This window comes from Dysosmobacter sp. (assembly GCF_034093755.1).
Lineage (GTDB): Bacteria > Bacillota > Clostridia > Oscillospirales > Oscillospiraceae > Oscillibacter.
Genome location: NZ_JAXEBZ010000028.1, coordinates 22,654 through 30,459, shown reverse-complemented (window position 1 = coordinate 30,459; position 7,806 = coordinate 22,654). Strand labels below are relative to the sequence as shown.

At 47.6% G+C, this 7,806-nt stretch carries 7 protein-coding genes; 6 read left to right on the top strand and 1 reads right to left on the bottom strand.

Annotation, left to right across the window (positions count from 1 at the left end; all coding sequences use genetic code 11):
- Positions 1-171: 171 nt before the first annotated feature.
- Positions 172-1,320, bottom strand: a complete 1,149-nt coding sequence (locus SOX55_RS03600; RefSeq protein WP_325286068.1) for an S-layer homology domain-containing protein — start codon at positions 1,318-1,320, stop codon at positions 172-174.
- Positions 1,321-1,428: 108 nt separating this feature from the next.
- Here SOX55_RS03600 and SOX55_RS03595 point away from each other — a divergent pair, with 108 nt between their 5' ends.
- The 6 genes from SOX55_RS03595 to SOX55_RS03570 all read left to right on the top strand — a co-directional run bounded on the left by SOX55_RS03595 (position 1,429) and on the right by SOX55_RS03570 (position 7,771).
- On the top strand, positions 1,429-1,662 hold the full coding sequence (locus SOX55_RS03595; protein ID WP_325286070.1) for a helix-turn-helix domain-containing protein: 234 nt from the start codon (positions 1,429-1,431) through the stop codon (positions 1,660-1,662).
- 182 nt (positions 1,663-1,844) lie between these two features.
- Positions 1,845-2,087: a type II toxin-antitoxin system Phd/YefM family antitoxin gene (locus SOX55_RS03590; protein WP_325286067.1), complete on the top strand. Its 243-nt coding sequence runs from the start codon at positions 1,845-1,847 to the stop codon at positions 2,085-2,087.
- Positions 2,084-2,461, top strand: a complete 378-nt coding sequence (locus SOX55_RS03585; protein ID WP_325286066.1) for a type II toxin-antitoxin system death-on-curing family toxin — start codon at positions 2,084-2,086, stop codon at positions 2,459-2,461. The genes SOX55_RS03590 and SOX55_RS03585 overlap by 4 nt, the downstream gene beginning before the upstream one ends.
- Positions 2,462-2,973: 512 nt before the next feature.
- Entirely contained in the window at positions 2,974-3,954 is a 981-nt protein-coding gene (locus SOX55_RS03580; RefSeq protein ID WP_325286065.1) for a hypothetical protein, read from the top strand.
- Positions 3,955-4,703: 749 nt separating this feature from the next.
- The gene (locus tag SOX55_RS03575) at positions 4,704-5,879 is read left to right on the top strand and encodes a hypothetical protein (protein ID WP_325286064.1); all 1,176 of its coding nucleotides are present in this window, start codon (positions 4,704-4,706) and stop codon (positions 5,877-5,879) included.
- 281 nt (positions 5,880-6,160) lie between these two features.
- Positions 6,161-7,771 carry a recombinase family protein gene (locus SOX55_RS03570; protein ID WP_325286069.1) on the top strand — a complete coding sequence of 537 codons (1,611 nt, stop codon included), beginning with the start codon at positions 6,161-6,163 and terminating at the stop codon, positions 7,769-7,771.
- The last annotated feature ends 35 nt before the right edge of the window (positions 7,772-7,806 follow it).

Below are 7,806 nucleotides of genomic sequence, written 5' to 3'. Positions count from 1 at the left end.
GATCACCACCATAGCCGCCACAAGCGACAGCTTGAACATCACATGGAAAATCTGACTGGCGGCACCCCTCCCGTCAGATACCTACCCTGTGTAGTCCCTTGTAAACTGTACTTTCTTTCCTTTCAAATATAAAAACACCCGCCTGTTCGAATGAACGGGCGGGTGGTTTTCTTAGTCAGGATAACGAGTCCAAACTACTTCATCATCGAAGTTTTTGATATAGTATCTTGCAGTCCATTTAATTTCTCCAGTCGGGCCACCTTCTGTAATGAGAACATAAACACTGCCACTTGGCGCTGTATCAACCTTATTTACGATGGACCAATGAAACGTTTCTCCGTTATTTTTGTGCTCAATAATGTCGCCAACTTTGACATCTTCGTAACTGCTTCTGGCACGGATTGGTGCATCTACGCCAAAAATGTCATCGCTCAGCATGCATGCCAGTTTTGCACATTCAAGCCCATTAACACCAAACGCCTTGAAATAATATGGAGGATTGTAAGGGTCATAATATCCTTTGTTAGGATACTTTGCTTTCAGTTCCTCCAGAAGCGCAGCGACATTTTCTTCAGTAACAGTTTTGCCGTTGGACAACGTCTGCGTACCAGAGGACGGCGTGCTGGGCTGCTCAGGCTTTTCCGGCTTTTCCGGCACAGAAGGCTCAATTCCGGTGCTCCCGGTCTCAATCTTCTGGGTCAGTCGATACACGACCACACAGCCCTGACCACGGTTCATCAGGTTGTTACCACCGAAGTTGCCATCGCTCTGACCGTTCAAAACGCCCATAGCATAGCAGAGAGACACGCCGCCCCGGTACTCGGCGGGAACATCGTCCCAGTCGCCGATAGCATTTCTGGCTGCGGCCATTTCAGCATTGGAAGGCATCTTGGCATTCTTATCCTTGAGGATGTGGTACATCATCTGGGCCATATCGTACCGATTGATGGGCTTGTTGATGTTGCTGTTGAAGTCTTTACTCAACGTAGTCTCATCCAGGATACCATGCTCATCCAACACGTCAGTGTAGACTTTGTACCAGGGGCTCTTTGTGCCCTCTACGTACTCATCTGCATAGAACGCCCGGGCCAGGAATGCGCAGAAATGGGCGTTGGTGACGCTGTTGCGGGGCTTGAAGGTGCCGTCGGCATAACCGTTGGTAATGCCTTTGTTGACTGCCTCGGTAATCTCCGTGTATGCCCAGAAGGTGCTGGGAACATCGGTGAAATCGCCCGATGCAACAGCCGGAATTTGACAGATGGACAAAATCATCATAAAAGCTAAAATGAGCGAAAATTTGTTTGATATCTTCTTGAGCATGATAACTCCCCCTTTTTTACCCTCCAAATTATACTCGGATATTCATACATATTCAAGACAAAAAACGACAAATATACTTATTATCAAATAATACTCTTGAGAATCATTATGCGCAAGAGGTCTGAGATGATAAGTTACAAACCGCTGTTTGAAACAATGAAACGTAAGGGTGTCACCTCATATGGGCTTGAAAAAGCCGGGTTTTCCCGAGCAACATATTATAGCATCAAGCAGGGGAACAGTATTTCTACTAATACGATAAATCAGCTCTGCCGGATACTGCAATGCCCGGTTTGCGATATCATAGAATATATTGATGAGGAAAATACAAGTCTAAACTGAGCCTGGTGTGGTTTTAGGGGTTATTATTTCAACCCTTCAAAGAGGAAATAGTGTGGTTGCTGTAGTGGCCGCCACACTTTTTTTGCTATTAAAAAGGTAAAAAGTACAGCTTCTGCAAGGGCTAAAAATAGGTTGTATTTATCCTATTTATGGCATATAATAAAGCAGAAGGAGTGAGCTATATGATGGTAAATACCGACAATCTAGTATCCATCACAGAAGCGAACCAAAATTTTTCAAAGGTCGCCAGAATGGTGGATAAGAACGGCTCTGTGGTCATTCTCAAAAACAACGTCCCGAAGTACCTGATTGTAGAATTCAATCAGGCAGAGGCGGTGCAGACAGCCCCGGACGAAGATGTTTTGAAAATATCCGAGAGGCTCATCGCAAAGAACAGAGAAGCCTATGAGGAACTGGCAAAATGAAGATTCTAACCACTCAACAAATTCTTCTTTTGCATAAGCAGTTATGTGAGGAGACGGGAGGGTCTCAAGGCTTACGGGATGAAGGAATGCTTCAATCCGCATTATCTGCACCATTTCAGAGTTTTGGTGGAACAGATGCATATCCATCTCTCCAACAAAAAGCTGCTCGACTGGCTTTTGGGCTGGTAAAGGACCACCCATTCATCGACGGAAACAAGCGTATCGGCGCCCACGTCATGCTGGTATTTCTTGCCTTGAACGGTGTGGAGCTGAACTATGAACAGAAGGAACTATCTGACCTGATTCTTTCTGTTGCCGCTGATGAATGCGGTTATGCAGAAATCCTCCAGTGGTTAATTGACCATGAAATATGAATCAAAGGGACTCCCATGGACATTTCGTCTGTGGAAGTCCCTTTGTCATTCAATTCAAATTTGACAACAAATCTGTTCGAGGGTATACTTCGGGCAGATAAAGAAGTTATATCGAAAACGTAATTATACCGTGTTGTCGTATTCACCATAGCTCCAAAGGAGCAAGGAGCATACGCACCCGGCCCCATGACAGAGACTGCCGACGAGAACGCAAAGCGTATCGCCGACAGTCTCTGCCCGTTCACGGACTGACAGCCTCACCCCTTCAGTGAGGCTGTCAGTCCGGTTCGTTGTGGGTTATTTTCCGGCCAAAGGTTGGAAAATAACCCGGCAACTCGATTTTAGAAAAGGAGGAAAACAGCAAAAAAGCACTTACCCCAGCGTCAAGGCCGGATGACAACGGCATCGGGAAACCGAGAAATTGTTACTTATACTGAACAGGACTTTCTAGTCCGGGGACGGCACATCAGCGTCTGATCTGATGTTGTTGATATAAAAAGGAGGTTTGGAAGATGGCAAATCTACAAAATAGGATGCAGTCCACGCTGCATGAAATGTACCGAAAAGGCAGGGGAATGAAACGTCGGGAGGACCCCGATAACCTCTACATCCACAGTTCCAGCACGCTGACCGTTTATCTCAGAGAAACGAAGAAATTTGCTGTCTGGCTGAAGGAACAGGGTGTCAAGAGCCGCTGCTCTGACGAGGAGGCCGCCCGGCATATCCAGGCTTATCTCGACGCCCTAGCGGAGAGCGGCAAGAGCGAGAATACCATACATACCGCTGCTGCCGCTATCTGCAAGGCTCTCATGGAAACTGGAGTACGGATGGCCGACTTTGACAAGCCCCGGCGGACCAGCGCTCCTCAGAAGGGCCGTAGCATCCCTTCCTCCCTGGCTGGGCGGGCCGATGCAGACGCCACTGGTAAGGAGCATCGGCGGCTGGTGGAGTTCGCCAAGCGGGTCGGCATCCGCCGTGCGGAATACGCCGCCCTTCTGGGGCGGGACCTCATCACCGTGGACGGGGATACTTACGTCGTGGTGGAAAAGGGCAAGGGCGGCAAGCGTCAGCTTCAGCGCATTGCGCCGGAGGACGTTGAATTTGTCAAAGGTTATTTTGACGGACTCCGTGAAAACGACAAGGTCTTTTCCGGCAGCGAACTGCGGAACAAGCTCAACCTGCACGCCCTCCGGCGGCAACACATCCAGGAGATGTACAGTCTTTACATCTCCCGGATGGCAGCGGACCCTACCTATCGCGCACAGCTGCTCGCTGAGGTCCAGGCGGCCTTTGAGCGGGCTGGCGAGGACTGGCGCCGGACTCCAGATATGCGCCGCATTAACTCCCCGTACATCTGCCGGGGCAGCATCCGGCGGAACATGATGCAAAATGGTCGCCCCATCCGCTACGACCGCCTGGCGCTGATGGCGGTCAGCGTGTTTCATCTGGCACACTGGAGAGCCGACGTGACTGTGGCACATTATTTTAGATAAAGATTATAAAGTAAGGAGTATGATACCGAGGTCGCTAAGCTGCTGCTCTGTCTCAGAGCGACGGAATACCCGCAGATAAAGGTCATCCTCGTTTACCCCTTCTAGGGCTATACAAGTCGCTGGAGCGACAAGTAGCAGGCGGAGCATGCCGCTAGGACTCCCATTGTACGACAAGGCCGTCTGCGTGACTCAGAGAGCCAGCAGAGAGGCATATCTTACAAGGGGCGGCATCTCGTAGACGGGTCTGCCTACTGCATCGCCTACTGTACCCGAGACAGCGGAGGAACAGCCTATACGCTGCGGTATGCCCAGCAAGAGGGGCTGAAAATCTTTAATACAGCAAGCACTGACCATGAATAATTCTGCGTTTTACACATTGGAATAAATTTGACAAAAATTCTGTTTGCTGGTAAGCTTTTGATATACAATGAAGTTTATACCAAAACACGAACTCAGACCGATGACTTGAGCCTATTAATCCCTTGTAACAGCTACTTGGGGTTGATAGGTTTTTTTGTCTCTTGCGACGGAGAGCAAGTAGCGGGAGTGCTAACATCGCAGGACATGGCATCCATGCCAATATATCAATTTAGCGCTTGAAGTTTCCTGGCGCTTACGGAGACCATTTACACTCCTTGCAAATTTTTAGCCGCGTATGAGGAGGATACGCAAGGCAAACGTAGGGAGGACATATAAGGCAGCCCTGGCACACATGGGCAATCTCTCAATTGCAAGAAGGGCTGAATACTATGTCTAACCTCAAGAATTCTCCTCAGAATAATTTTACGAAAATTACAAACATCCTGATTTTTGATAATGACCTGAGTTGGCTCGCCATTGCGCTGTACTGCGTCTTGGCTTGTCTGTTGCGGATTCCCGACTTTGTTCCATGCCTTCCCGTCATGAGTCGCTGCTGTGGTGTCTGCGATAGATGCGTTGAGGCAGCGCTCCGCGAATTGCGTAAGCATGGTTACCTTGTGATGTATAAGTCTCCAGGGCCAAACGGGTGGAATTGGTGCTACAGACTATATGCTTTACCACTATCAGAAGATAAACGGCACCTCGAAGTGATAAATGCAAAACCAGGTTCCATATCTTCCGCCTACTTGGAACCAATATCGAGCTATACGGCAATTCCTAATGATGTTATCTTGTGTGGTGACATAAAACCAGGAGCAAAAGTTATATTTTTTTGCATAGCTGCACTAATTACAATTCCGGATTACACCTTTCACACCTGGGATATTGCTAACCGCCGTGAATGTAATGTTCAGACAGTACGGCGTTATATGCGCATCTTATATGATTTTGGTCTTGCAAAAAAGTCCAAGGGAAACTCTGATGCTACAGGGCACATCACCCATGACTATGAAATATCTTTTGAGTCTGCCAAGGTCCAGAGCAGCCTTACTCAAAATATGGTTACCAAAGTCTTATCCATGAACGAAAAAACTGCGGGCGAAAAAACTGCAGACGAAAAAGCCGCGGACGAAATTTTTGCTACATATAATAAAACTAACTCCAATAAACCTCTTCTTAATAAACCGAACATTAATCATTGCAAAATTGATACGGTCCAAGAAGAAATAATACGTACCCAGTGTGAGTGGCGTCCCGACCGCTACGACAACGCTGATGAGCAGAGAGTATACAACCTGGTCATTTCGGGCATAGTCCGGCTCCATTTTGAGAAAAATAGCAAAGCAGCCAAAATCATCAAAGAGCATCTTGCAGCAGACGACTATTACCTGTGTAAAGTAGCAACGCAGGTAGCAGAGGACTGTTACTGGCAGATTTTCTGCTCGGACGCCAAAATCGAAACCCCGGAAGCCTACATTGCCAAGGCCATCCGGGCTGGTATCACTGATGGAGAAGGCAGAAAGGAGGGTCGAGATGGCTACATTGACAAAAAAGCAAATGTCTGAGGAAATCTGGCTGTTGTACTTTAACAGCTACCTCCATGATAAGGGCATTATCTCTGATGGTGAATTTGTCCGCATGAGACTCCGCATCATGGCCTCTCGTCCTACCGGAGGAAAATGACAAAGCTAGGAGGAGGCCAATCGGCCTCCTCCTTTTTTCTTGTTTTTCTTTCTCGGAAATGTTATCATATAGATGATGATATAACGAATTATTAGGGGCGTTTAAGATGGACATACATGCAATCCGGCATCTGCTTAAAACCAAAACGATTTACGACATCCCTATGAGGGTGACTTACTATGCCCGAGTCTCCTCGGAAAAAGATGAACAGTTAAATTCTCTGGGCAATCAAATATCTCACTATGAGGATTTAATTAAAGGCAATCCAAATTGGAACTATGTAGAAGGGTATATTGACGAGGGTCTTTCCGCTGCGACCACGAAAAAGCGTGAAAACTTCCACCGTATGGTGGAGGATGGTAAGGTGGGAATGTTCGATTTCATCATCACAAAGGAAATCTCTCGTTTCGCCCGAAACACCTTGGACTCCATCAGCTATACCCGCGAGCTGCTCAACGCTGGAGTAGGCGTGTTTTTTCAAAATGACAACATCAACACTTTGGATGAGGATTCCGAACTGCGCCTAACCATCATGTCCGGCATCGCACAGGATGAACTTCGTAAGCTGTCCAGTCGTGTCAAATTTGGCCATGCCCAAGCTATCAAGAAAAATGTGGTGCTGGGGAACAGCCGCATTTTTGGCTACGTCAAAGATGGGGGACGGCTGGTAATTGACGAGGACGAGGCCCCTATGGTGCGTGAACTCTTCGAACTCTACGCCACGGGTCAATACAGCATGAAGCAGATAGAAACTCTCTTTTGGGAAAAGGGCTACCGCAATCACAACGGTAAAAAAATCGCACACACAACTATGTCGGGTATGATTTCAAATCCCAAGTACAAGGGCTACTATGTTGGGAACAAGGTCAAAGTTATAGACTTGTTTACCAAAAAGCAAAAATTCCTCCCACCGGAAGAATGGGTCATGTTTAAGGACGAAACAGGCGAGATTGTCCCCGCTATTGTAGACGAAGGACTTTGGGAACGGGCTAACGAGGTACTGAAAAAGCGGAGCGAAGATGTTAAAGGGCGCCAAGGTATTTGCAACCATGCCAACCTTCTGACGGGCAAGCTGTTCTGCACTGATTGCGGTACAGCCTATTACCGTCGCGATTCCGTAGACAAGGAAGGCAACAAAAACAGCAAATGGGTGTGCAGTGGAAAGATTAAGAACGGTGCTGATTCCTGTGCTTCTTTCCCTATCTATGAGGACGAGTTAAAGCCCCTTCTGTTTGAAGTATTCAACGAGACGGAAGCCAACACTAAGGCTCTGATTGAGGAATATATTGAGATGTATAAATCCCTTTCTGACGGAGATGACACTTCAAAGAAGATTACTGCCCTTCGGGAACAGACTGACCTCGCCCGAAAGAAAAAGAGTAAGTTGCTGGGCTTTAACGTCACTGGGCAACTGTCTGATAAAGACTTCCTCGCTATGAATAGGGAATGTGACCAGGAGATTGACGAAGCCGAGCGGCAAATTTACGAGCTGGAACAGCAGCAACTTTCCAAGGAGGAATTCAGAAAGCACATTGACGCCATCCGCCGGGTGCTGCATGATGCTAAGCGGGACGCCGCACAGGGCATCATCAACAAAGAGTTTGTAGATAAGTATATCGACAAGATTTTTGTTACCCCGGAGGAAGACGGAACAATGCGGCTCCAAATCAAGATTTTCACGGGTGAAACCACCGACAAGTATCTTTCTAAACTCAGAGTTCGTACGGGTCACACGTTCAAGAAGATGATTGAGTCCTACGAGAAGAACCTGTAACATCCGCGCAAAAATCCCCGGGCGTCCCAATCGGG

Coding starts and splice junctions, on each gene's coding strand:
- SOX55_RS03600 (WP_325286068.1), bottom strand. CDS start 1,320: ATGCTCAAGAAGATATCAAACAAATTTTCGCTCATTTTAGCTTTTATG.
- SOX55_RS03595 (WP_325286070.1), top strand. CDS start 1,429: ATGCGCAAGAGGTCTGAGATGATAAGTTACAAACCGCTGTTTGAAACA.
- SOX55_RS03590 (WP_325286067.1), top strand. CDS start 1,845: ATGATGGTAAATACCGACAATCTAGTATCCATCACAGAAGCGAACCAA.
- SOX55_RS03585 (WP_325286066.1), top strand. CDS start 2,084: ATGAAGATTCTAACCACTCAACAAATTCTTCTTTTGCATAAGCAGTTA.
- SOX55_RS03580 (WP_325286065.1), top strand. CDS start 2,974: ATGGCAAATCTACAAAATAGGATGCAGTCCACGCTGCATGAAATGTAC.
- SOX55_RS03575 (WP_325286064.1), top strand. CDS start 4,704: ATGTCTAACCTCAAGAATTCTCCTCAGAATAATTTTACGAAAATTACA.
- SOX55_RS03570 (WP_325286069.1), top strand. CDS start 6,161: ATGAGGGTGACTTACTATGCCCGAGTCTCCTCGGAAAAAGATGAACAG.